Here is a 22,002-nt window from a genome sequence, read left to right as displayed (position 1 = left end):
CAACCATCTGGCTTTACCTTCTGGGTGTTCGGACCGGCCTCAGCCGGCCCGGGGTCCGAGTTCGGCGAGCAGTGCCGCGGCCTCGTCGTCGGAGTACGTGGCGACGAGCTGGTAGAGCTGCGCCGAGTCCTCCAGGTCCGGGCCGTACGCGGCGGTGAGCGCGGCGGCGAGCCCGCCGACGGTCGAGTGGTCGAACAGCAGCGCGAGCGGCACCTCCACGTCGAGGGCCTCGCGCAGCCGGGCGGTCACGCGGGTGGCGACCAGCGAGTGGCCGCCGAGAGCGAAGAAGTCGTCGTCGAGGCCGACCTTCGGCATGCCGAGGACGTCGCTCCACACCTCGACGATGACCGTGGTCAGGGCGCTGTCCGGCGCGACGTAGGAGGTGCCGGACGGCAGCGCCGCCGGGTCGGGCGCGGGCAGCGCGCGACGGTCCACCTTGCCGGACGGGGTGAGCGGCAGCGCGTCCACGACGACGAACGCGGCCGGCACCAGATAGTCGGGCAGCCGCTCGGCGAGGTACGCCCGCCAGTCCGCCGGGTCGCCCCCGGTGCGCGGCACCACGTAGGCGACGAGCCGGACGCCGACCGCGCCGGTGTCGGCGCGGGCCACGACGACCGCCTCGCGGAGCGCCGGATGCCCGGCCAGCACCGCCTCCACCTCGCCCGGCTCGACCCGGTGTCCCCGGATCTTCACCTGGTCGTCGGCCCGGCCCAGGAACTCGATCGTGCCGTCGGCCCGGTACCGGGCCAGGTCGCCGGTGCGGTACAGCCGCCGCCCCGGCGAGGTGGGATCGGGCCGGAACCGGTCGGCGGTGAGGTCCGGCCGCCCGTGGTAGCCCCGGGCCAGGCACACCCCGCCGAGGTGCAGCTCACCGGGCACACCCACCGGCGCCGGCTCTCCGCGCCGGTCCAGGATCCGGGTGTACGCCCCGGCGACCGGCCGGCCGATCGAGGGCAGCCGGGGCCAGCCGGCGGGGTCGCCGTCGAGCAGGTGCGCGGTGGCGACGTGGGTCTCGGTGGGCCCGTAGTGGTTGTGCAGCCGGGCCTGCGGCAGCGCGGCCATCAGCCACGCCACCGGAGGGGTGATCTGGAGCTGCTCGCCGGCCGTGACGACGTCGCGCAACGCGTGCGGGACCAGGCCGGTGTCCCGGGCCGCCTCGGCGAGGTGGTGCAGCGCCACGAACGGCACGAAGAGCCGTTCCACGGCAGCGTCGTCGAGCACGCGCAGCAGGGCCGGCAGGTCCCGGCGTACCTCGTCGGGCACCAGCACGAGGGTGCCGCCGGTCGCCCAGGTGGTGAGGATCTCCTGGCAGGACACGTCGAAGCCGAGCGCGGCGAACTGGAGGGTCCGGGCCGCTCCGCCCAGCCCTCCCGCGACACGCTGCCACTGCACGAGGTTGGCGATCGCCCGGTGCGGCATCGCCACGCCCTTCGGCCGACCGGTGGAGCCGGAGGTGAACAACACGTACGCCAGGTGGTCCGGTCGGACCGGCACCACCGGCGGCGCGTCGGCCTCGGCGGTGGGACTGTCCAGCCGTACGGCGGTGCCGGTCGCGGCGGGCAGGCGGTCCAGCAGTCGGGACGGGCCGACCAGGACCGGTGCGGCCACCTCGTCCAGGACCTGGGTCAGCCGGGCCGCCGGGTACGACGGGTCCAGCGGCACGTACGCCCCGCCGGCCTTGAGTACGCCCAGCACCGCCACGGCCAGTTCGATCGACCGGTCCAGGCAGAGCGCGACCGGCACGTCCGGGCCGACGCCCGCGGCGCGCAGGCGGTGGGCCAGTCCGTTGGCCCGCCGGTCGAGCTCGGCGTAGGTGAGCCGCTCTCCGCCGAACTCCACGGCGATCGCGTCCGGGGAACCGACGACCTGCCGTTCGACCAGCGTGTGCAGGCACTCGCCGCCGGCGGGCGGGGCCGGTTCGGCCCGGACCAGCGCCCGGTCGGCGGTGCTCAGCAGCGGCAGCCGGCCGATCGGGCGCGCCGGCTGCGCCACGACCGCCGCGAGCAGCTCCAGGTAGCCGGCGAGCAACCGGTCGGCGGTGCCGGCGTCGAACAGGTCGGTGGCGTACTCGACGGTGAGCACCGGGTCGCCGCCGGCCGGGAAGTCCACGAACAGCAGCAGGTCGAACTTCGCGCAGCCGTTGTCGACCTCCTCCACCAGCCGCAGGCGCAACCCGCGCGCGTCGACCGCCGCCTCGGGCAGGTTCTGCATGACGAACAGCACGTCGAACAGCGCCTCGTGGGCGCCCGACCGGTTCCGGCGCAACTCCTCCACGACCCGTTCCAGCGGCACGTCGGCGTGCGCCGCCGCGTCCAGCACGCCCCGGCGGACCCGGGCGAGCAGGTCGGTAAAGGCCGGCTCGCCGGACAGGTCGGTACGCAGTGCCACGGTGTTGGTGAGGAAGCCGACCAGTGGCTCGGTGCGCGGGTCGTCCCGTCCGGCGACCGGCACGCCGACCACCACGTCCTCCCGCCCGGTGTGCCGGTGCAGCAGCACCTGGAACGCCGCCACCAGGACCATGAACAGACTCGTCCCGGTCTCCCGGCCGAGGCCGCGCAGCGCGTCGAGCAGCGGCGGCGGCAACGGGCGGCGACGCTTCGCGCCCCGGTGGCTGGACCGCTCCGGCCGGGGCCGGTCGGTCGGCAGGTCCAAAGGCGGAGGGGGCGGGTCGAGCCGCTCCCGCCAGTACGCAAGCTGGTCGTCGAGCCGCCGCGCCACCCGGTCGTGCTGCTCGCGGACCAGGTCGCGGTGCCGCAGCGGCAGATCCGGCAGGGCGGCAGGGCGGGCGTCGCGCAGCGCGGTCCAGTACTCGGCGAGGTCGGCCAGCAGCACCCCGACCGACCAGCCGTCGACGGCGATGTGGTGCACGCACAGCAACAGCTGGTGCTCATCGGCCGGGCCGCGCAGCAGCAGGGCCCGCAGCAGCGGACCGGTGGCCAGGTCGAACGGCATCTGGGCGGCCTCGCGGACCAGCCGGGCGGCGTGCGACTCGTCGACCGGGTCGACCACGGTCAGCGGCACGTCGGCGGACCCGTCGACGTACTGCACCGGCTCGCCGTCCACCTCGGCGAACCGGGCGCGCAGCGGCTCGTGCCGGGCCACCACCTGCCGCAGCGCCTCGGCGAGCAGGTCCGGGTCGACCGGTCCCGTCACGGCGATCGACAGCGGGACGGCGTAGAGCGGGCGGTCCGGGACCATCCGGTCCAGCAGCCACAGCCGCCGCTGCCCGGGCGACACCGGCAACGCCGCGTCGTTCCCGTCGGCGTCGGGCCGCGCGGCGCCCGACCGGCCGACCTCGGAGGGCTCGACGGTCGGGCCGGGCGGCGGGGCGGCGGCGTCGACGCGGGAGGCCAGCCCGGCCGGGGTCAGCGGGCCGAGGAAGACCTCCAGCGGTACGTCGACACCGAACGTGGCGGCGATCCGGCCGGCCACTCGGACCGCCGACAGGGAGTGCCCACCCTGGTCGTCGAAGCGGTCGTCGGGGCCGATGTCGGGCCGGCCCAGCACCTCCCGCCAGATGTCCAGGACTGCGCTCTCGGTCGGCGTCCGCCCCTCGGCCGGTTCGGTGGCGGGGGCGACCGGGACGGCGGCGACCAGGGCGGCCCGGTCGATCTTGCCGTTCGCGGTGGTCGGCAGGGCCGGCAGCAGAACCACGGCGGCGGGGACCAGGGCAGGCGGCAGCCGCTCCCGCAGGTACGCCCGCAGCTCGCCGGGCTGTGGCCGCCGGCCGGCGCGGGCCACCGCGTACCCGGTCAGGGTGGTGGTCCCGATGGCATCGGTGCCGGCGACGACGGCCGCCGAACGCACGTCGGGGTGCTCGGCGAGCACCGCCTCCACCTCGCCCGGCTCGACCCGGTGGCCCCGGATCTGCACCTGGTCGTCGGCCCGGCCCAGGAACTCGAGCGTGCCGGCGGCGCCCCACCGCGCCAGGTCGCCAGTGCGATAGAGGCGGGCACCGGGCGGGCCGTCCGGGTCGGGCCGGAAGCGATCGGCGGTCAGGTCCGGCCGCCCGTGGTAGCCGCGCGCCACGCCGGCGCCGCCGACGCACAGCTCGCCGACGTCGCCCGGCGCGACCGGCCGCCCGGTGGCGTCGCACAGCCGCACGGTGGCGCCGTCGATGGGGTGCCCGATATCCGGCTCGCCGGCACCGGGGGCCACCTGAGCGGCCGTGGCGACCACGGTGGTCTCGGCCGGGCCGTAGTTGTCGACCAGCGTGAACGGCAGGCCGGCCGGCGGACGGCGGTGCAGCCGGTCACCGCCGGTCAGCAGCAGCCGCAGCGCCGTCTCCGCCGGCCACGGCAGCTCCACCAGCGCCTCGACGTACGCCGTCGGCGCGAACGACACGGTCACCCGCTCCGCCACCAGGGCGTCGCGCAACCGCTGCGGTGAGCGGCGCGCCTCCGGGGCCGGGACGACCACCGTCGCGCCGGCGGCGAGCGCCGGCCACAGTTCCAGCACGGAGGCGTCGAAGCCGACACCGGCGACCAGGCTCGCCCGGTCGTCCGGGCCGAGGCCGGAGACGCGGTGCTGCCAGGCGACCAGGTTGGCCAGGCTGCCATGGGTGGCCGCCACGCCCTTGGGCCGCCCGGTGGATCCGGAGGTGTAGATGAGGTATGCCAGGTCGTCGGGCCCGATCGCCGCATCGGCGAACGCCGGCCCGGTGTCCGCCGCCTGGTGCGACGCGGCGCCTGTCTCGTCGGACTGCGCGCTGCCGCTCGCCGCGGGTCCGGAGAGGTTCGCCAGGTCGACCACGGTGGCGGTCGTGCCGTCGGGTGCGGGGCCCCGGGTCACCAGCACCGGGGCGCCGGAGTCGGCGAGCAGGTGCCGCTGCCGGGCCGGCGGGTATCCGGGGTCGATCGGCAGGTATGCGGCACCGGCCCGGACGACCGCCAGCGCGGCCACCACCAGGTCGACGCCCCAATCCAGTCGCAGCGCCACGATCGTGCCCCGGGTGACGCCGAGGCGGCGCAGCCGTCCGGCGAGGGCCGCCGCGGCCAGGTCCAGCCCGCCATAGGTGAGAGACCGCCCGGGCTCGGTGACGGCGACGGCGTCGGGCCGGGTCCGGGCCTGTGCCGCCACCAGCGCGGTGACCGGCCTGTCGCGCCACCCCTCCGTGCTCGCCGCAGCCCGAACTGTCACGTTCTTCCCTCCCCTGGCCCCTCCACGCGGCCTCGTTCCGCGCGCCGTTGTGTGGCGGCGGTCGGATGACGGCGTGGAAGACGAAACGCACTGCCGCGCCGCCCGGCGGCAGGGCACGCCGGGACGCGACGGTGGTCGATGGATGACCGGAGCCTAACCAACCTGAACGACCATTCAGGACCCCTCGGTCGGGTAGCTGACTCGTGGCCGGGACCGAATCGGCTGAACGGGTGAACGGCCGGGGCACCCATCGGGCGGGAACCTCCGACGACCCGCAGGCGCCCCGTACCGGATGGTGGTGGTGATGCTCGCCTACCGCGCCGTGCTCCACGCGTGACCAAGCCCGCCGCTCGCCGCTCGGCAGTCGCCATCCGGACAGCCGAACGAGACCGTTGGCGGAGATTCGACAGGCCGTCGGTGTCGTCATGATGGCAGTGTGTGCGTCGACTCGGACGATTTCGCCGGCTCCCCGCGGGCCGGGCGCAAGCGGCGCCCGTCAGGTGCCGGTGGCCGTGGCGCTTGGACTCGTGCTCCTCGGCCTGATCGCGCTCGCCGCGCGGCTCGACGCGTCGTCCGACCACACCGTGGTGCGGCCGGGCTGGTCGTCCTGGCGGGCCGACGGCGTGATCGTGGACGTGCCGGGGCGAGCCGAGCGGTCCGGGCTCCGGGCCGGTGACGTGATCACGGGCATCGCCGGACATCAGCTGACCGAGGGGTTGGGCGGCATCACGCCACCGCAGCCCGGGGACGACGTCGGGTACGACATCATCCGGGACGCCCACCCCAGCCGCTCGACAGTCCGGGTCGAGCGGCCGAACCCGTACCCCTTCCTGGTCACGGGATGGGGAAACCTCGTCTTCGTGTTCGCCCTGGCCGCCCTCGCGCTCGCGCTCCACCTGCGGCGGCCGGAGGAACCTGCGACCGCGCCGTTGCTGCTCACGGCGGCCGGCCTGCTCGGAAGCACCCTCACCGTGGTGGCCGGCCTTCCGGCGCTCGCCCTCGCGGCGGGCGGGCCACTGCTGTGGCTTTTCCATCTCAGCGTGATCGGCGCGTACTCGGTTGCCTGGGGGGCGCTGCTCGCGTTCTCGCTGCTGTTTACCCGGCACCACCCCTGGCTCCGTCGCCGCAGGCCCGCGCTGGCCGTGGCGTACGCCGCCCCGCTGGCGATCATGGCGGTGTGGACGGCCGCCACGGCGGGGTTAGCGCCCGACGCCCTGCGCTGGCTCGGTCTGGTGCACGCCGGGCAGACGATGGTCGTGGCGGTGACCCTCGTGGCCGTCGCGATCTCCGGCATCGTGGCGTATCGGCACAACCCTGATCCGCTGACCCGGAATCGGCTGCGGTGGCTCGCCGGGGGCGGCATCCTCGCCGGACTGCTCAGCATCGCCGGCTGGCACCTGCCGGAGCTGGTCTCGGGCCGGCAGTTGCTGCCCGCCGGCGCGATCGGGCTCTCCGGGCTGCCGTTCGTGGCGGGCATCGCGGTGGCGCTGCGCCGGCACCGACTGTTCGACATCGAGCGGCTGGCGAACCGGTCGCTCGTGTACGCCGCGGTTGTCGCGGTGCTGGCCGCCGGCTACGCCACCGCGGTGGCGCTGCTGGTCAGCGGGCTGCGTCTGTCCGGGGCGACGGCCGCCGCGATCGCCGCCGCGGCCGCCGCACTCGCGCTCGCACCCCTGCGTACGGCGGCGCAGGGCATGGTGAACCGACTGATGTACGGCGACCGGGACGATCCGGCCGTCGTGCTGGCGCGTCTCGGGGACCGCTTGCAGGCCGTCATGCTGCCGGGCGACGTGCTACCGGCGGTCGTGGAGACGGTGGCCCAGTCACTGCGGCTGCCGTACGCCGCGGTCGACCTCGCCGACGGAGCCGGCGGGTTCCGCCCGGTGGCCGAGCACGGCGTACCGGTCGGGGCAGGGCACGCCGAGCCACTCAGGCACCACGGCGTGGTGGTCGGCCGGCTGCGGGTGTCGGCGCGTGGCCGCGACGACCCGCTCGAGCCGGCCGACCTCGGCCTCATCCGGTCGCTCGCCCGCCAGGTGGGGCCGGCGGTCCAGGCCGTACTCCTGCACGAGGATCTGCTGCGTTCGCGCGCGGAGGTCATCGCCCTGCGGGAGGACGAACGGCGCCGGCTGCGCCGCGACCTCCACGACGGGCTGGGGCCGGCACTGGCGGCGATCGGCCTGAAGGCGGGGTTGGCCGCCCGCGAGGTTCCGCCGGAGTCGGCGGCGCGGGGGATGCTCAGCGAGATCAGCTCCGAGGTGAAGTCGAGCCTGGCGGACGTGCAGCGTCTCGTCGAGGCCCTGCGCCCACCGGCGCTCGACGAGCTCGGCCTGGTCGGCGCCGTACGGTCCCGGGCGGCGACATTGAGCGGCGAGTTGGAGATCGACGTGTCGGGGCCGGCCGTGGGCGCTCAACTGCCGGCCGCCGTCGAGACCGCCGCCTACCGGATCGCCGTGGAGGCCATCACGAACGCTGTGCGGCACAGCGGCGGGACACGCTGCGTCGTGTCCATCGCCACCGCGGACGGCGCTGTCGAGGTGACGGTGCGCGACGACGGTCAGGGCCTGGGCCCGGCGCGTAGGGCCGGGGTCGGACTGCGCTCCATGCAGGAGCGCGCCGCCGAGGTGGGCGGCGTGCTGGCGGTACGGTCACCAACGGCAGCTGGGACGGTGGTCCACGCGTGGCTACCCCTGGGGTTCGGAGGGCCAGTTGATCAAGCTGATCCTCGCTGACGACCATCCCTTGTTCGTCGGCGGGCTCCGCACCGCCATCGACGCCGAGGCGGACATGAGCGTCACCAGCGTCGCGACGACCGGCTGCGACGCGGTGCGGGCCATCCTTGAACACCGGCCGGACGTCGCCGTGCTCGACATCAACATGCCGGACGGCGACGGCCTCTGGGTCTGCGCCCGGGTCCGGGCGGCGGGGCTGGCCACCCGGGTGCTCATCCTCACGATGTACGACGACGACGAGAACGTGCTCGCCGCGCTCCGCGCCGGGGCGCACGGCTACACCCTCAAAGGGTCCGAACCGGACGAGATCGTGGCAGCGATCCGCGCCGTGGCCCGCGGCGAAGCGCTGTTCGGCGCTGGTGTCGCCGCTCGAATTCTCTACCACTTCGCCCGGGCCGCCACGTCGTCGCCCTTCCCACAACTCACCGAGCGAGAGCATGAGGTGCTGGCGTTACTGGCAGCGGGCCAAGACAACGCGGCGATCGCGCGCCGGCTCGGCCTGAGCGGCAAAACCGTACGCAACCACGTGTCCAACATCATCACCAAGCTGCAGGTGGTCGACCGGTCCGCGGCGATCATCCGGGCGCGCGACGCCGGTCTGGGCGGCACCACCGGCCAGCGCTGACGGACGGCGGAGAATTCCCGGTCGGGACGGGACATCGTCCCGTGACAGCGGGACGTCCCCCCGGCGACGCTGCCACCATGCTGACCAGGACGCACGCTCCGCCGCCGTCGATCGCCGACGTGGCCCCGTGGGCGTCCGCCACTGCGCTCTCCGGTGCGGTGGCCAACCTGCTGCTCGTCCTGTTCTTCGTGCTGGCGCGGCCGTTCGACGACGTGGCCAACGCCTTCTCGTGGCTGGGCCCGGCCAACGACATCGCCGTCGTCGTGCAGTTCGCCACGGCCATCCCGGTCGCGCTGGCCGTGCGGCGCCTGCTGCCGCCGACGCGACCGGTCCGGGTCGCCACGGCGGCTGCCGTCGTGGCGATGGCCGCCGTCGTCGCGTTGCAACTGATGCTCATCACCGCAGTCCTGGACTTCGATCGGCAAGTGCTGCTCGTGTCGGCGGCGTTCCTGGTGGTGTACGGGTGGGTGCTCGCCGTCAGCTCCACCGCTCATCGGATGGGCTCCCTACCCCGACCGGTGACGCGCCTCGGGCTGCTGGTCGGCGCGTCGTACCCCCTCGGCGTCGTCATAGCCGCCCCCGGGCTGCTGTTCCCGTGGGGCTCGGTCGCCCAGTTCGTGTTCGCGGCGCCAGGCATCGTCATCGGATCCATCGGCTGGTTGGCGCTTCCGGTGTGGCCGTGGCTGCTCGCCCGCCTCGTGTTCGACAAGTCGGCATCGCACGCCGGGAAACCCCAGGAGGAGAGGACGTCATGAGAAACGTCTACAAGATCTTCGCGTATCTGATCGCCGCCGAGGTGGTCGTCCAGGCGATGGCCATGGTCTACGCGGTCGCCGGGCTCGGCAAGTGGATCGACGGCGGTGGCGTGTTCGACAAGGCCCTCATGGAGAGCGACGAGTCGCCCTTCCCCGAGGTCGTCGGCTTCGTCGTGCACGGCATCAACGGGACGATGATCATCCCGGCGATCGCGCTGCTCCTGCTGATCTTCTCGTTCTTCACGAAGGTGCGCGGGGCGGCGAAGTGGGCCGGCCTCGTGCTCCTGCTCGTCGTGGTTCAGGTCACCCTCGGCATCTTCGGGCACGAGGTCCCAGCGGTGGGCGCGCTGCACGGTCTCAACGCGCTGCTGCTGTTCAGCGCGGCCGTCTACACAGGGCGCCGGGTCAGCACCGCCGCGCCGAGTGCCGCAGACCGCCCCGAGACCAACGTCGCCACGCCGGTGTGATGACGGGCCGATGAGCGGACCACGTCGGGCCGGCCGCCTCCGCCTGGCCATCGCGGGTGCGGCCGCGGCGCTCGTCCTCGGGCCGATCGCCTGGTTCTGGCAGTCGAGCCTGCTGCCGGACACGTACTCGGTGATGGACATGGGGTACGCGGATGCCGGCGGTCACGCCGCCGGCAACGCGCATGCGCACCACACGGCCGGCGGGCGAAGTGTCGCCTCGCTCGTCGCGGATCCGGCCCGGCCCGCCGATGTCGCCCTCACGCTCACCGCCCGCCACGGACGCTTCCGGCTGCCGTCCGGCCGCATGGTGGACGGATACACGCTCAACGGCCAGTCACCCGGCCCGACAATCCGGGCGACGGCCGGGCAGCTGGTGCAGGTGAGGCTTGTCAACGAGTCCGTACCGGGCGGGATCACCCTGCACTGGCACGGTGTCGACGTACCGAACGCCGCCGACGGGGTCGCGGGCGTCACCCAGGACGCGGTCGCCGTCGGGCGCGAGTTCACCTACCGGTTCGTCGCGGATCAACCCGGCACCTTCTGGTACCACTCCCACCAGATGTCCCACGAACAGGTCCGCGACGGTCTGCTCGGCGCCCTGGTCGTCACCCCGGCGGCACCCGTTCCCGACGCGATCGACGTCGTCGCGCTGGTGCACCTCTATCACGGCGTACGCACGATCAACGGCTTCGAGGGCGATGTCCGGGTCACGGTGCCACCGGGCGGACGGGCGCGGGTGAGGGTCATCAACACCGACAACGGCCCGATGTCCACCTGGGGCCACGGAGCGCCGTACCGCCACGTCGCGGTGGACGGCACGGACCTCGCCGGGCCCGCCTCCGTGCACGACACGGCCGTGCTCGTCACCGCCGGCGGACGCGCCGACCTGGAGCTGACGATGCCCGACGACGGCGCGCCCGTACGGATCCACCTGGGCGGAGCGACCGGCGTCGTGCTCGGCTCACGTACGTTCACGGTTGACCCGGCGCCCCGGCCGCGCGAGACGCTCGACCTGCTCACCTACGGCACCGCCGCCCCGCTCGGATTCGACCCGGACGCGCCGGACCGGCGGTTCGAGTACGCCATCGGGCGGCGACCCGGCTTCCTCGACGGGCGTCCGGGCCTGTTCTGGACCGTCAACGGCCACCAGTTCCCGGACGTGCCGATGTTCGTCGTCCGGGAAGGCGACGTGGTCCGGATGCACATCTCGAATGACAGCGGCGAGGTCCATCCGATGCACCTGCACGGCCACCACGCCGTCGTTCTCAGCCGCGACGGCGTACCGGCAACGGGAAGTCCGTGGTGGATCGATTCGCTCAACGTCGCCAACGGCGAGTCCTACGACATCGCCTTCGTCGCCGACAACCCCGGCATCTGGATGGACCACTGCCACAATCTTCCCCACGCCGCCGAGGGCCTCGTCGCCCATCTGGCGTACGAGGGCGTCACGACGCCGTACGCGGTCGGCGGCCGGGCCGGCAACAAGCCCGAGTGACATTAGCGGGGGTATTCACGGAAGGAAGTCGATGAACCGCAACGCAGCGCCGAGCGGGCAGGTCCCCGTGTCGCACCAACGGGCCGGCGCCCCGGGACGCGCCCTGCCCAGGTCGACCGGCGTCGCCGGCCTGGCCACAGTCGTACTCCTCTTCGGCGGCCAACTGCTCATCCAGGTCGGCGGCGGCGAGCCGGCATTCGACGCCTCCGCCGCGGCCATCGCGGACTACTTCGGCGCCCGGGACCAGACGCTCTTCGCCATCGGCACCTACCTGAACGTCGTCGCCGTCGTTCTCTTCCTCTGGTTCGTCGGCGGCGTCTACACGCTACTCAGGGATGACTGGCGAGCGACGATCGCGTTGATCTCCGGGGTGCTCGGCGTCGCGCCCGTGCTCACCGCCGGCTGGGAGCTGGCCGTCTACCGCGTACCGGAGGGAGTGGATTCCCAGATCGCCCGTCTCGCGTTCGACCTCGGGAACCTGTCGTTCGCGTCCGGGTGGGTGGCGCTCGGCAGCTTTGCCGTCGCGTCGGGCTGGGCCGGGCTGGCAACGCGGGCCCTCCCGCGCTGGCTGAGCTGGTGGATCGTCGCCGCCGGCGTGTGCCTGGTGGCGGCGAGGGCGGTCTGGGCGACGCCGATCTGGCTCGTCGGTTACGCCTTCTTCTGGCTCTGGGTGGTCGCGCTCTCCGTGCGCCTCCTGCGGTGGCGACGGCCGCAGCCATGAGTGCCGGCCCTGCCGGCCGGCTGCGCGACCACTGCCTCGTCAGTGCGGGCGGACCCCCACTGACGAGGCAATGGCCACCTGATGGGCGCGACTACTACTTGCCGACGGTGATCGTCGCCGTGCGGTAGTTGTTGCGCGTGTCGTTGTTCTTCGGGTCGTAGTTCTGCTCGATGTTGCCGGCGGAGTCGACCGAGAACCAGTTGAACGTCGTCGTCTCGGTCACGTGGAACACCTGCCCCGGCTCACGGAACTCGGTCGCCGTGTAGCGCGGCGACTCGAGGGTGGGCCGGCTGCCGTCCGTCGTGTAGTAGATGGTGGCCGGCTCGCTCGTCTCGAAGTGCACGTCGACGGGCTCGGAGTAGTTCCCGCGGCCGGGAACGAGCTGGGACGTCGGCTTCTTGTTGTCCGTGCCCCAGTCCGCCGCGACCCGGAACATCTCCATGATCCCGTTGGCGTACTCCATCGTCTCGGCGTGGCCGCTGACGAGCTCCGGGTTACCCACCCACGTCGGCTGGAACGAGCCACCCTGCCAGTTGCCGGTGGCCGGGTTGTAGATCGAGCCACCGACCTCCCAGCCGAAGGCGTAGATCCCGTAGTTGAAGTACAGATCCTCGCGCACGTTGCCCGCCGAGGAGTAGAGGACATCCGACGAGCCGCCGACGTTCTCCGGCGTGACGACGGTCTCCCGGTGCGCCTTGACCTGCGACAGGATCCGGGAAGCCGACTGCCAGTAGAACGCCTCGTCACCCAGCGGCGGGCGCGGCGTGGTGATCCGACCGTTCGCGATGTAGGCGCCGGGCTGCCAGAACAGCTGGCCGCCGTTGGAGTGCACCGACATCATGAACTTGATGTTCCGGTACTTCTCGACCAGCCAGATGATGTTCTTCGACTCAGGCTCGGACAGCTTCTCCGGCCCCTGGTAGGTGTCGCTGACACAGCTGGTCGACCCGCCCGAGTAGCCGTCGTGGCCCGACCCGACCCGGTAGTTCCGGTTCAGGTCGACGCCCCAGGAGTTACGCCGAGCCGGATCGGCGTCGGCGTCCGGGCAGTGGTTCGTCATGTTCCGACGCTGCGAGGCGAAGTTGTAGAAGCTGTAGTTCGCCCCATCGGGGTTGTTGGACAGGATAAAGAAGATGTCGGTGTTGTTGACGATCTTCTTCGTCTCCCAGTCGGACTTGTAGTTGTGCACCAGACGCTCGGCCGACTCCAGCGAGGTCGTCGCGGGCACCCACTCGCGGGCGTGGTCCTGTGCCTGGATCAGGACACCCGGGTTCCTGCCGTCGCGGTGCTTGCCGATCCGCAGCACGGGGATCGTGGCCGGGCCGCGCGGGACGTCGCCCTCCGGTGCGCCGGCGCGCTTCTCGCCGAGGAAGTCGGTCAGGGCCACCGGCGACGAAGCCTGGACGATGCCGGTGCCCGCGTTGGTGCGATACGGGTGAGCCCGGTCGATCAGGCCACCGGACTGCGCCTTCAGCGCGGTGGCCACCTGCGCCGCGGTGCTCGCGAGCGCTCCGGATGCGTTCTTCGCGAGCAGCACGCGAACGGCCTTGCCGTTGACCTCGACGTCCAGCGGCAGGTTGGCCCCCGGCCGGTTCACGAACTCGACGGTGATGTCGTTGCCACCCTCGTGGCCCCACGCCGCCGAGCTGACGACGACCGCAGACTGCCCGGTACCGCCGATCGTGGCCTGCGCCTTACGCTGGTAGCCGTTCGTCTTGTTCGGCAGGTAGACGATCTCGGCGATGTCCGGGTACTGGCGGGCGATCTCCTCGGCGCGGCTGTAGAGCTGCTGCGGAGTCCGGTAGCCGTCGACGAAGTCCGACTTGTAGCCCGGGTTCGCCGTCAGCGGCGGCGCGCCGTCCTCGAGCCAGTTGGAGACGTAGCCGGTGGTGACGCCGCCGGTCGAGCTCGTGACCCGGATCTGGTTCGGACGCGCGTCGAGCTTGAACAGGTTCCGGTGGAACATGTACTGCCCGGAGTCGACGAACCGGCTCATGGTCCGAGCCGAGCCGAACGACGTGCCCGGACCCGAGTCGTTCTCGAGCTGCATCGTGACGATCGGGTTCGTCTGCTGCCCCGCGGTGGTCCGTGCCTCGACGTAGAGGAAACCCTGGCCCTTCGTGGTGAACCAGTCGGCGCGGACGACCCGTACCGTCTGCTCGTGGCTGAGCGTCTGGGCGGCCTGCGCGCGGAAGGTCTGGATGCCGCCGTCGGCCTCGTCGCTCCAGGTGAAGCCCTCGCCGTCGCCGAGGATTTCGACGCCCATCGCCTTGAGTTCGGCGATCTGCTCGGCGGTCACCACCGCCTCGCCTTCGATGCCGTCCGGCACGCGCTTGAGGCCGTGCTCAAGGTCGAAGCCGGCGGCGGTGACCTTGTCCAGCATGTCGGCGCCGGTCAGCTGGATGCGTACGAGGCGTACCTGCTCGGCATCCTCGAGGTGGGATCGCCCTGAGCCGACTGTGGCCGCCGAGTCGGCGGGTTCCGCGCCCGCCGGCGCGGTCGTTATGAGGACGCTCCCCACCAGGGCGGGCAGCGCGAGAAGCGCGATGCGCATTTGTGTGCGTCGCATTCTCCCCTCCTTCTGCTTGTGATTTGTGGTTGATGTGGTGGGCCCGGCCCTTGGACGGGGCCGGGCTGGTCTGTTCAGGACGGTTGCCTCGCCCACGGTGAGCCTGGTTACGACGACGGTCGCCGCCGTAAAAGGATCGGGAGGGCCGTGAGCGAGCCGGGTGCGGCTGGGCGTTCGCGCAGCAGAGCGTCGGGAAGGCCGGGAGCGCGACCGCCGTGATCAGGAAGCGGGCCCTCCCTCCACCGATCGTCGCGCCGACAGTGTTCGGCCTCTCCCCCGTCGGGATCGCGTCGATCTCGAACGCTCGCCCGAAGCCCGTTGTGCCATTGCACATGTTATATATCGCTACATCGATGTACAATGAACCGCACCGGATCTTGTGGAAACCTTGAGGCCCGCACGTCGTCGCACGACGCGGGGTCATGACACCTCAGGCGCCCGCGTGAGCGGTCGGTCCCACCGAACCGGCCCGCCACGCGATGTTTCCGTCGTCGCGTTCGGGGTTTACCTGTGCGGTGATGAGGGAAGGCGCGGGAGCCCCGCCAGGTCAGCGGGGTAGCTTCCTGCTGCGTCAGGGTGAGGCCGAGCAGGCGACGTTCGTGGAGTTGTTCTTCGACCTCGCCATGGTGTTCATCCTCAGCCGGCTCGTCGATCAGGCGTTCAACGTCCTGGCCGAGGCCGAGCCGGCGCAGGGATGGCTGGTGCTCGGGCAGACATTGCTGCTGTTTCTGCCCCTGATGCGGGTCTGGACCCTGACCACCTACATCACCGCCCGTTTCGATCCGCGTCGGCCGTTGGTGCAGGCCACCGTCGTCGGCAGCGTGTTCGGCGTGCTCCTCTTCGGCACCAGCGTGGCATCCGCTTTCGACGGGCGAGCGCTGGCGTTCGCGGCGATCTACATCATCCTGCAGGCCGGCCGTACCCTGGCGATCACCTTTCTCGCTCACGTGCAGGCGGTGCGATCCGCGTACCTGCGGGCGTTCTGCTGGTACGCGGTCACCGCAGTGCCCTGGTTGCTCGGCGCACTCGGCCACGGCCCGACCCGTGGCGCGCTGTGGGCGGCAGCGGTGTTCGTCGAGTTCGTGGCAAGCTGGCGGGGCTGGCCCGTGCCCCGGCTCGGCAGGCGACCGGTGACACTCTGGGCGCGCTTCACTCGGTACCTCGCCGAGCGCTACCAACAGCTGCTTTTGATCTCCCTCGGAGAGCCTCTTCTGTCCGTCGGAGTCGCCTTCACCCAGGTCCCTGCCAGCCCGTACCGAATAACCGCGCTGGTCGTGGCTTTCCTGACCACCGTCCTGCTGTGGCGCATCTACTTCCACCTAGCCGGGCAGATGGTCGGCCCGGCAGTCGCGGAATCCTCCGAACCCGCTCGAGTCGGTCGGCTCGCCGGGGCCGCCCACATGATCATGATCCTCGGCATCATCACCACGAGCGTCGGACACGACCTCGTCGAGAAGCACCCCGCCCGGCACACGCCCCTGACCTGGTCGGTTGTCATCGCCGGAGGACCCGCGATCTTCCTCGTCGGCCGATCCGTTCTCGAACACGTCGTCTACGCCCGCGTCTCGGCGCCCCGCCCGGCCGGCATCGCCGCGTTGATCCTGCTCGTGGCACCCCTGACCCGCATCCCCCCGCTTGCGTCCTCCTCCGCCGCCGCCATGATCCTGTTCCTCATCGCGGTCGCCGACACTTGGCGGTCGCACCGGCACCCCGCCGAAACCCCCACCCCACCCTGAGGGAGGAGGAGTCTTCCCCCAACGACGGCTGTCGGCCCGCCGGCGGCCGGCGCCAGCCGGCTCGCCTGCGGCACGACCGACGCCGACATGTCGTGCCGAGAACAGCGCCGCCCGGCAAACCAGTAGCGTGGAAACAGCTTGGTCATCAGGATCGAGCCTGTGCTGTCTGATCTCTGGCCCCAGTTCGGCCTCACCATCGTCACGCCACGACTCGAGCTTCGCCTGCCGCACGAGGAGGAGCTGACCGAACTCGCTCACCTCGCGGGCAGAGGCGTGCACCGCCCGAGCGAGCGTCCGTTCCTGACGCCCTGGACCGACGGCAGTCCCCAGGATCGGGCGAGGGTCGTGTTGCAGGACCACTGGGGCAATCTCGGAGGCTGGAGCGTGGCAGCGTGGCGGCTGGGGCTTGGGGTCTTCCGCCACGGCGACCCGCTTGGCGTGGTCACTCTTCGCGCACGCGACTTCCCCGTTGTGCGGGAGGTCACGACCTCCGCATGGCTGGGACTGGAGCACCAGGGCAAGGGCTACCAAGATGCGGGCCAGTGCTCCGCCCTTTAGAGCGGGGGTGAAGGCCCGCGGGGGAGGGCCGCCAAGGCCCGAGGGTGCTCTAGCCCGGCTGGTTCTGCTGCTCGATGTACTGGTGCAGCATCGACAGGGGCGCGCCGCCGACGGAGCCGGCGAAGTACGACGCCGACCACAGCCTGTTGGCCTGGTAGTAGTGGGGTACGAGGTCGGGAAACTCTTGCCGCATTCGCCGCGATGACACGCCCTTGAGGCTGTTCACCAGCTTCGACACGGCGACCTTGGGTGGGAAGTTGACCAGCAGATGCACGTGCTCGCCCTCGCCGTTGAACTCGACCAGTTCGGTCTCGAAGTCGCCGCACACCGCCCGCATGATCTCCTCCAGGCGGGCCAAGTGGCGGTCGGTGAATACCTTGTGCCGGAGCTTCGTCACGAAGACCAAGTGCACGTGCAGCGCAAACAAACAGTGCCTGCCAGTTCGAACGTCCAGGGCTTCGGCCATAGACCAATGGCAGACTGTCCGATGTGCAGCTTCGGTACAACTACCGCGTCTACCCGACGCCCGGCCAGCAAGTAGCGCTGGCGCGGGTGTTCGGGTGCGCGCGGGTGGTGTTCAACGACGGGCTGCGCGCACGGCAGGAGGCCCGAGAGGCCGGACTGCCGTACGTCTCCGACGGCGAGCTGTCCAAGCGACTGATCACCGAGGCTAAACGCACCCCCGAGCGGGCGTGGCTGGGCGAGGTGTCCGCGGTGGTTCTCCAGCAGGCCCTCGCGGACCTGAACGCGGCCTACCGCAACTTCTTCAACTCGCTGTCCGGCAAGCGCAAGGGACGCAAGATCGCGCCGCCGCGGTTCCGCTCCCGCAAGGACAACCGGCAGACGATCCGGTTCACCGCCAACGCCCGGTTCAAGGTGCTCGACAACGGGCGGCTGCGCCTGCCGAAGATCGGCGACCTGGCGGTGCGGTGGTCACGAGCGCTGCCGGCGGACCCGAGCTCGGTCACGGTCGTCAAGGACGCGGCCGGACGGTACTTCGCCTCGTTCGTGGTAACCACCACCGACGAGCCCCTGCCGCCGGTCGACGCGCAGGTGGGCATCGACCTGGGGCTGACCCACTTCGCCGTCCTGTCCGACGGCACGAAGGTGACGGCGCCGAAGTTCCTGCGTCGGGCTGCCCACAAGCTCAAGCGGTTGCAGCGGGACCTGGCCCGCAAGCAGCGCGGCAGCAACAATCGCCGCAAGGCTGTCGTCAAGGTCGCCAAGGCGCACGCCAAGGTGGCCGACACCCGGCGGGACTGGCAGCACAAGCTCTCGACACGGATCATCCGTGACAACCAAGCGGTGTACGTCGAGGACTTGTGCGTTGTCGGTCTTGGCCGCACGAGGCTGGCCAAGTCGGTGCACGATGCCGGGTGGGCCAGCTTCACCGCAATGCTTGAGTACAAGGCCGCCCGGTACGGGCGGGCCTTCGCGAAGATCGACCGGTTCGCGCCGACATCGCAGACGTGTTCGGCGTGTGGCCGGGTCGACGGACCCAAGCCGCTCAACGTCCGGTCATGGACCTGCCCCTGCGGGGTGACCCACGACCGGGATGTCAACGCGGCCATCAACGTGCTCGCGGCGGGACGCGCCGAGAGACCAAACGCCTGTGGAGCGCAGGTAAGACCAGCATCCGTGCCGGCACAGCGCCGTGAAGCAGGAATCCGCCCGGGCGCTGCGCGCTGTTCCGCGCGCAGCGCTGAGGGAATCTCCGCCCTTTAGGGCGGAGAGAACGTCAAGAGCACGACGGCATCTCCGTTGACGCGCGCGGTGACGAGGCAGTCGTTTCCGACCGGCTACGGCTCACCCGGGACAAGTGGACTCAACAGAATCGGCCCGTGATCAGGGTTGAAGGGATGTCCGCTTGCGGGCTGATGTTCGGCCTCCGATGACCTGGTCGCGCTGGAATCACTCGATCACCAGGTTGTCTCTTTCGTCGTCCCACGCCACAGCGCTGATTCGCCACCCGGCGGACGTTCGGACGAACTGCAGAGTCTTCATTCCCCGAGCGGTGAAGGGTGTCCCGTCCCGCACACCTTCCTTGGCATAGCTGCAGAAGTGCTGAGCGATGTCGCCGAACACCTCGGTATGCCCCGCCAGTTCCCACTCCCGAAAGTCGACCAGGGTGCCGCCGGAAAGCAGCGCCTGCCGGGGTGCGATGAAGCTCTCGACTCCGTAGACGGCAGGTTCGCCGCCGCCGGCGCTGATGATCACCGCCTCGGGCAGGAACACCCGCCGGAGCGCGTCGAGTCTGGCGCCACTGTCCGCGCCGGAGGTGAAGGCGGCGAAGAACGTCCGTACGATGCCCGCGATCGCGGCCCGGTCGGCGTCCACGACGCGGCCCGGCGGCTCGTTATTGATCACGGCCCCAGCGTAGAGGTTCACACTCCGCCACCTCGATCGATCAAACGTCGGTCGCCACCTCATCGAGGAGCTGGCGTCCACCCCCACTTCGGCGAACGTCCTGACCTGCTGCCCTCAGGCAGCAGGTCAGGACCGTCCACTGCGCGTCCGGTCAGGTCGTGCCAACTCGTCGCACGGTATCCGTGAGGGCGCCGGTCAGGTGCCGACGTAGGCCGCGAGGTGCTCGCCGGTGAGGGTGGAGCGGGCGGCGACGAGGTCGGCGGGTGTGCCCTCGAAGACGATCCGGCCGCCGTCGTGGCCGGCGCCGGGGCCGAGGTCGATGATCCAGTCGGCGTGTGCCATGACCGCATGGTGGTGCTCGACGACGATGACTGACTTGCCGGCGTCGACGAGCCGGTCGAGCAGGCCGAGCAACTGCTCGACGTCGGCGAGGTGCAGGCCGGCGGTCGGCTCGTCGAGGACGTAGATGCCGCCCTTCTCGGTCATGTGGGTGGCCAGCTTGAGTCGCTGCCGCTCGCCGCCGGACAAGGTGGTGAGCGGCTGGCCGAGGCTGAGGTAGCCGAGGCCGACATCGGCGAGGCGGTCGAGGATGGCGTGCGCGGCCGGTGTGCGCGCCTCGCCGGTGCCGAAGAACTCCTCGGCCTCGGTCACCGACATCGCGAGCACCTGGCTGATGTCCTTACCGCCGAACTTGTACTCGAGCACCGCTGCCTGGAACCGCTTGCCCTCGCACACCTCACACATCGTGGCGACACCGGCCATCATGGCCAGGTCGGTGTAGATGACGCCGGCGCCGTTGCAGTTGGGGCACGCGCCCTCGGAGTTGGCGCTGAACAGCGCCGGCTTCACACCATTGGCCTTCGCGAACGCCTTGCGGATCGGCTCGAGCAGGCTGGTGTACGTCGCCGGGTTGCTCCGTCGCGAGCCGCGGATCGCGGCCTGGTCGACCGACACCACATCCGCGCCGGCGGGGATCGACCCGTGCACGAGTGAACTCTTGCCGGAGCCGGCGACTCCGGTGACGACGACAAGCACCCCGAGCGGGATGTCGACATCGACGTCGCGCAGGTTGTGCGCCGTCGCGCCGCGGATCTCCAGCGTGCCGGTGGGCGTCCGCACCTTCTCCTTGAGGGTTGTCCGGTCGCCGAAATGGCGGCCGGTGATGGTGCCGCTGGCCCGCAGCCCCTCGACGGTGCCCTCGTAGCAGATGGTGCCGCCCGCCGTACCGGCGCCGGGGCCGAGGTCGACGACGTGGTCGGCGATGGCGATCGTCCCCGGCTTGTGCTCCACGACGAGCACGGTGTTGCCCTTGTCCCGCAGCCGCAGCAGCAGGTCGTTCATGCGCTGGATGTCGTGCGGGTGCAGGCCCGTGGTGGGCTCGTCGAAGACGTAGGTGACGTCGGTGAGCGAGGAGCCGAGTTGGCGGACCATCTTGACGCGTTGCGCCTCGCCGCCTGACAGCGTGGCCGCCGGCCGGTCGAGCGAGAGGTAGCCCAGCCCGATCTCCACGAACGACTCGAGCGTGTGTTGCAGCGTGGCCAGCAGCGGCGCCACCGACGGCTCGTCGAGGCCGCGGACCCATTCGGCCAGGTCACTGATCTGCATCGCGCAGGCGTCGGCGATGCTGGTCCCCTTGATCTTCGACGACCTGGCCGCCTCGCTGAGCCGGGTGCCGCCGCACTCGGGGCAGGTGGTGAAGGTGACCGCCCGGTCCACGAACGCCCGGATGTGCGGCTGCATCGCCTCCTTGTCCTTGGAGAGCATCGACTTCTGGACCCGAGGGATCAGCCCCTCGTAGGTCATGTTGATGCCCTCGATCTTCATCCTGGTCGGCTCGCGGTGGAGGAAGTCGTGCAGTTCCTTCTTGGTGTACTTGCGGATCGGCTTGTCGGGGTCGACGAAGCCCGACCCGCTGTAGAGCCGGTAGTTCCAGCCGCCGGGCGTGTAGCCGGGGATCGTGAGGGCGCCCTCGTTGAGCGACTTGCTGTCGTCGTACAGCTGAGACAGGTCGATGTCGGTGACCGAGCCCCGGCCCTCGCAGCGCGGACACATGCCGCCGGTGATGCTGAAGCTGCGGCGCTCCTTCACGGTCTTGCCGGCGCGCTCCAGGGTGACCGCGCCTGCTCCACTGATCGAGGCGACGTTGAAGGAGAAGGCCTGGGGCGAGCCGATGTGCGGCTTCCCGAGCCGGCTGAACAGGATGCGCAGCATCGCGTTGGCGTCGGTGGCGGTACCGACGGTCGAGCGGGGGTCGCCACCCATCCGTTGCTGATCGACGATGATCGCGGTCGTCAACCCGTCGAGCACGTCGACGTCGGGCCGCGCCAGCGTCGGCATGAAGCCCTGCACGAAGGCGCTGTAGGTCTCGTTGATCAGCCGCTGCGACTCCGCGGCGATCGTGTCGAACACCAGCGAGCTCTTGCCCGAGCCGGAGACGCCGGTGAACACCGTCAGCCGGCGCTTCGGGATCTCGACGCTGACGTCCTTGAGATTGTTCTCGCGCGCGCCGTGCACGCGGATCAGGTCATGGCTGTCGGCGTGCAGCGCAGGCGACTGCGGGTCCGTCCTCGTGGCCTTGCTCATCGTGTCTCCATCTGTTGGGCGGGCCGCGTTCGCGGGCTCCGTCGGCGCCGCCTGGTTCGATATGACCAGCTTCGAATTCCGGCTGGCGCTGGCCGGGGTCGCGCGACGCGCAAGAAACAAGGTACCCACGCCGCTTCGGCCCGTGGACCCGTCGAGGCCACGGCAGCGCGCCGCACCCGGCCGAGGCGTCAGACCAATCAGCGGCCGCAGCGCATCAGGTCGCGGTCGGGCATCTCGTTCGCTTCGCGCGCCAAG

Annotated in this window: 14 protein-coding genes; 9 read left to right on the top strand and 5 right to left on the bottom strand. The window is 71.3% G+C overall.

Going from position 1 to position 22,002, the window contains the following annotated elements:
- Positions 1-39: 39 nt before the first annotated feature.
- Positions 40-5,139 carry an amino acid adenylation domain-containing protein gene (locus tag ACNAVT_RS12800; protein ID WP_416295870.1) on the bottom strand — a complete coding sequence of 1,700 codons (5,100 nt, stop codon included), beginning with the start codon at positions 5,137-5,139 and terminating at the stop codon, positions 40-42.
- A gap of 512 nt (positions 5,140-5,651) precedes the next feature.
- On the opposite strand from ACNAVT_RS12800, the gene ACNAVT_RS12795 reads away from it, so the two are divergent.
- The 6 genes from ACNAVT_RS12795 to ACNAVT_RS12770 all read left to right on the top strand — a co-directional run bounded on the left by ACNAVT_RS12795 (position 5,652) and on the right by ACNAVT_RS12770 (position 11,934).
- Positions 5,652-7,871 (top strand): histidine kinase, encoded by a 2,220-nt coding sequence (locus ACNAVT_RS12795; protein ID WP_416295868.1) that lies wholly within the window; start codon positions 5,652-5,654, stop codon positions 7,869-7,871.
- Positions 7,849-8,496, top strand: coding sequence for a response regulator (locus tag ACNAVT_RS12790; RefSeq protein ID WP_416295866.1), 648 nt, complete (start codon positions 7,849-7,851; stop codon positions 8,494-8,496). Before ACNAVT_RS12795 ends, ACNAVT_RS12790 begins: the two co-directional genes overlap by 23 nt.
- A 77-nt stretch (positions 8,497-8,573) precedes the next feature.
- A complete protein-coding gene (locus ACNAVT_RS12785) occupies positions 8,574-9,251 on the top strand; it encodes a hypothetical protein (RefSeq protein ID WP_416295865.1) in 678 nt (225 codons plus the stop codon).
- Positions 9,248-9,718 (top strand): hypothetical protein, encoded by a 471-nt coding sequence (locus ACNAVT_RS12780; RefSeq protein WP_416295863.1) that lies wholly within the window; start codon positions 9,248-9,250, stop codon positions 9,716-9,718. Before ACNAVT_RS12785 ends, ACNAVT_RS12780 begins: the two co-directional genes overlap by 4 nt.
- A 10-nt stretch (positions 9,719-9,728) precedes the next feature.
- Positions 9,729-11,213, top strand: coding sequence for a multicopper oxidase family protein (locus ACNAVT_RS12775; RefSeq protein ID WP_416295861.1), 1,485 nt, complete (start codon positions 9,729-9,731; stop codon positions 11,211-11,213).
- A 31-nt stretch (positions 11,214-11,244) separates the two neighbouring features.
- Positions 11,245-11,934 (top strand): hypothetical protein, encoded by a 690-nt coding sequence (locus ACNAVT_RS12770; protein WP_416295859.1) that lies wholly within the window; start codon positions 11,245-11,247, stop codon positions 11,932-11,934.
- 94 nt (positions 11,935-12,028) lie between these two features.
- Here ACNAVT_RS12770 and ACNAVT_RS12765 read toward each other — a convergent pair whose 3' ends face one another.
- Complete coding sequence (locus ACNAVT_RS12765; RefSeq protein ID WP_416295857.1) at positions 12,029-14,503, bottom strand: M14 family metallopeptidase; 2,475 nt, start codon at positions 14,501-14,503, stop codon at positions 12,029-12,031.
- 518 nt (positions 14,504-15,021) lie between these two features.
- Between ACNAVT_RS12765 and ACNAVT_RS12760 the strand changes: the two genes are divergently transcribed.
- Together ACNAVT_RS12760 and ACNAVT_RS12755 are read left to right on the top strand one after the other, a co-directional pair.
- Positions 15,022-16,239 (top strand): low temperature requirement protein A, encoded by a 1,218-nt coding sequence (locus tag ACNAVT_RS12760; RefSeq protein WP_416295856.1) that lies wholly within the window; start codon positions 15,022-15,024, stop codon positions 16,237-16,239.
- A 138-nt stretch (positions 16,240-16,377) separates the two neighbouring features.
- Positions 16,378-16,797 carry a hypothetical protein gene (locus ACNAVT_RS12755; RefSeq protein WP_416295854.1) on the top strand — a complete coding sequence of 140 codons (420 nt, stop codon included), beginning with the start codon at positions 16,378-16,380 and terminating at the stop codon, positions 16,795-16,797.
- A 49-nt stretch (positions 16,798-16,846) separates the two neighbouring features.
- Here the strand turns inward: ACNAVT_RS12755 and tnpA are convergent, their stop codons facing one another.
- Positions 16,847-17,263: an IS200/IS605 family transposase gene (gene tnpA / locus ACNAVT_RS12750; RefSeq protein WP_416295853.1), complete on the bottom strand. Its 417-nt coding sequence runs from the start codon at positions 17,261-17,263 to the stop codon at positions 16,847-16,849.
- A 23-nt stretch (positions 17,264-17,286) separates the two neighbouring features.
- Between tnpA and ACNAVT_RS12745 the strand changes: the two genes are divergently transcribed.
- The gene (locus ACNAVT_RS12745) at positions 17,287-18,522 is read left to right on the top strand and encodes an RNA-guided endonuclease InsQ/TnpB family protein (protein WP_416295852.1); all 1,236 of its coding nucleotides are present in this window, start codon (positions 17,287-17,289) and stop codon (positions 18,520-18,522) included.
- A gap of 186 nt (positions 18,523-18,708) precedes the next feature.
- On the opposite strand, the gene ACNAVT_RS12740 is transcribed toward ACNAVT_RS12745, so the two are convergent.
- Complete coding sequence (locus tag ACNAVT_RS12740; RefSeq protein ID WP_416295850.1) at positions 18,709-19,164, bottom strand: DUF4440 domain-containing protein; 456 nt, start codon at positions 19,162-19,164, stop codon at positions 18,709-18,711.
- 195 nt (positions 19,165-19,359) lie between these two features.
- Complete coding sequence (locus ACNAVT_RS12735) at positions 19,360-21,747, bottom strand: ATP-binding cassette domain-containing protein (protein ID WP_416295848.1); 2,388 nt, start codon at positions 21,745-21,747, stop codon at positions 19,360-19,362.
- Positions 21,748-22,002: the final 255 nt, after the last annotated feature.

Origin of the sequence: Micromonospora sp. SL4-19, assembly GCF_047921475.1 — a bacterium.
Classification (GTDB): domain Bacteria; phylum Actinomycetota; class Actinomycetes; order Mycobacteriales; family Micromonosporaceae; genus Micromonospora.
The sequence above is the reverse complement of the archived record's forward strand: the minus strand, read 5'-3'. Positions and strand labels throughout refer to the sequence as shown.

Coding starts and splice junctions, on each gene's coding strand:
- ACNAVT_RS12780 (WP_416295863.1), top strand. CDS start 9,248: ATGAGAAACGTCTACAAGATCTTCGCGTATCTGATCGCCGCCGAGGTG.
- ACNAVT_RS12760 (WP_416295856.1), top strand. CDS start 15,022: ATGAGGGAAGGCGCGGGAGCCCCGCCAGGTCAGCGGGGTAGCTTCCTG.
- ACNAVT_RS12770 (WP_416295859.1), top strand. CDS start 11,245: ATGAACCGCAACGCAGCGCCGAGCGGGCAGGTCCCCGTGTCGCACCAA.
- ACNAVT_RS12765 (WP_416295857.1), bottom strand. CDS start 14,503: ATGCGACGCACACAAATGCGCATCGCGCTTCTCGCGCTGCCCGCCCTG.
- ACNAVT_RS12785 (WP_416295865.1), top strand. CDS start 8,574: ATGCTGACCAGGACGCACGCTCCGCCGCCGTCGATCGCCGACGTGGCC.
- ACNAVT_RS12735 (WP_416295848.1), bottom strand. CDS start 21,747: ATGAGCAAGGCCACGAGGACGGACCCGCAGTCGCCTGCGCTGCACGCC.
- tnpA (WP_416295853.1), bottom strand. CDS start 17,263: ATGGCCGAAGCCCTGGACGTTCGAACTGGCAGGCACTGTTTGTTTGCG.
- ACNAVT_RS12775 (WP_416295861.1), top strand. CDS start 9,729: ATGAGCGGACCACGTCGGGCCGGCCGCCTCCGCCTGGCCATCGCGGGT.